Here is a 1,953-nt window from a genome sequence, read left to right on the forward strand (position 1 = left end):
CTGCCGATTTCTATTTCTGACATGAAGGAAATTTACGAAATCCTGACGTCGCTCGAGAGTACGGCTGCAGAGCTTGCCGCCAGCCGCCAGCTTTCCGAGGATCAACTCCGGGGTCTCGAAAAGGCGACGGCCGACATGGACCATGCGCTTTCACAAGATAATTTGGAGCGCTGGGCGCAGGCKGACGCAAGATTTCATGAGCAACTGCTCGACCTTGGCGGCAACCAGATGCTCAAGTCGGTCGTCCTCAATTTCATCGACCGCGCACATCGCGTCAGGATGGTGACGCTGAAGATGCGTCCCAAGCCGGTTAACTCAACCCGCGAACATGCAGAACTCGTGCAAGCAATCCGCGAAGGCGACCGCGAAAAAGCAAGAAACATTCACAAGGCGCACCGCGAGCGGGCAGGCAAGGAACTGCTCGACCTTCTCGAGCGCCTCGGCCTCAACCACCTCTAGGACAGGTTTCAAATGTCATCGTTGTACAACACTCTCAAGATMGCAGTCCTTCCCGGCGACGGGATCGGCAGGGAAGTCATGCCTGCCTGCCTGGAATTKATCGACGCCGCCGTCAGCCAGGCGGGCGCGCCACCGCTCGTGTTCGAGACGCATCAGGCCGGTGCCCAGCACTACGCGGAGACCGGCKAGGCCCTGCCCGCCGCCGCGCTCGAGGGCTGCCGGACATCCGACGCAATCCTCTTCGGCGCGATGGGCTGGCCCGACATCCGCTTCCCGGACGGGACGGAAATCATTCCGCAGCTCGACCTGCGCATGGAGTTCGGCCTGTTTGCAGGTGTCCGTCCGATCCGGTGGTTTCCCGGCCTTCCGAAAGTGCTGTCCGATCCTCGCGCCGAAGGAATCGACTTCGTGTTGGTCCGCGAGCAGACAGAAGGACTGTTTTATGCGCGTGGCCGTGGCGAAGTGCTAAACKACCAAGAGGCCTACGACACGATGCAGATCACGCGGGCCGGCACMGAGCGCGTTACCGAATTCGCTTTCCAGCTGGCCGCCCAGCGCAAACGTCGCGGCAAGGCCGGCACGGTGACCTGCGTCGACAAGGCGAATGTCTTCAGTTCGATGGCTTTCTTCCGGAAGGTTTTCGATGAGATCGCCGCCAAGCACCCCGAGTTGCAGAAGGACTATGCCTATGTCGACKCGCTGGCGCTCAACATGGTGAAGAAGCCTTGGACGCTTGACGTGCTGGTGACCGAGAACATGTTTGGCGACATCCTTTCCGACCTTGCGGCCGGTCTGATCGGCGGCATGGGTATGGCCCCTTCGGCGGACATCGGCGATACGCACGGCCTCTTCCAGCCGGCACACGGKACCGCTCCCGATATCGCGGGCAAGGGCGTCGCCAATCCGGGCGCAATGTTCCTGTCGKGAGCGATGATGCTCGACTGGCTGGCGGTGAAGCACGGGGATCAGCGGCTTGCTGACGCCGCCGGGCTGATCGAGGCCGCGGTCKAGCACACCTTGTCGACCAAGATCGCGGTTCCAATGGAGTATGGCGGAAGCGCCAATTGCGCGGAGATGACGCGCAGCGTGATCGGCGCTCTGGGTGCCGTCCGCAAGGAGGTCGCATGAGTTCGGCATCCACAGGCTTTGTCGTGGTCGTAGAGTTCGTCGTTCGAAACCAGTTCGCCGATAATTTCGATGCGGCGATAATCGAGAATGCGGCGACGTCGCTGCGCGACGAACCGAACTGCGAAGTGTTCGATGTCTGCCGCGATCCTGAGCGGCCCGAGCGAATCTACATCTATGAAGTCTATGGCTCAAGAGCCGATTTCGACTTCCACCTGAAGACGCCGCACTTCACGAGCTTTGATGCGATGGTTCGAGATTGGGTGGCCGAAAAGCGAGTGGAAACGTTCGAGCGCATTTCGTCCCACAAGAAGGAGGGCGCGAGATGACCAGCAGCGTCAAGGCGATTGTCTTCGACACGTTCGGCAC

General features: G+C 60.6%; 3 protein-coding genes. All 3 read left to right on the forward strand.

Annotation, left to right across the window (positions count from 1 at the left end; genetic code table 11):
• A partial coding sequence (locus QD357_RS31940; protein ID WP_414126022.1) for a GntR family transcriptional regulator occupies positions 1 to 459 on the forward strand: 459 nt, incomplete at its 5' end.
• Between the two features lie 12 nt (positions 460 to 471).
• Positions 472 to 1,587 (forward strand): isocitrate/isopropylmalate dehydrogenase family protein, encoded by a 1,116-nt coding sequence (locus QD357_RS31945; protein ID WP_414126023.1) that lies wholly within the window; start codon positions 472 to 474, stop codon positions 1,585 to 1,587.
• Positions 1,584 to 1,913, forward strand: coding sequence for a putative quinol monooxygenase (locus QD357_RS31950; RefSeq protein WP_004129808.1), 330 nt, complete (start codon positions 1,584 to 1,586; stop codon positions 1,911 to 1,913). The genes QD357_RS31945 and QD357_RS31950 overlap by 4 nt, the downstream gene beginning before the upstream one ends.
• Positions 1,914 to 1,953 lie beyond the last annotated feature (40 nt).

The sequence above is a fragment of the Rhizobium sp. BR 317 genome (genome assembly GCF_047445835.1).
GTDB classification, from domain to species: domain Bacteria; phylum Pseudomonadota; class Alphaproteobacteria; order Rhizobiales; family Rhizobiaceae; genus Rhizobium; species Rhizobium paranaense.

Bases quoted from the DNA above. Each gene is read 5' to 3' on its own strand.
- QD357_RS31950 (WP_004129808.1), top strand. From the start codon at position 1,584: ATGAGTTCGGCATCCACAGGCTTTGTCGTGGTCGTAGAGTTCGTCGTT.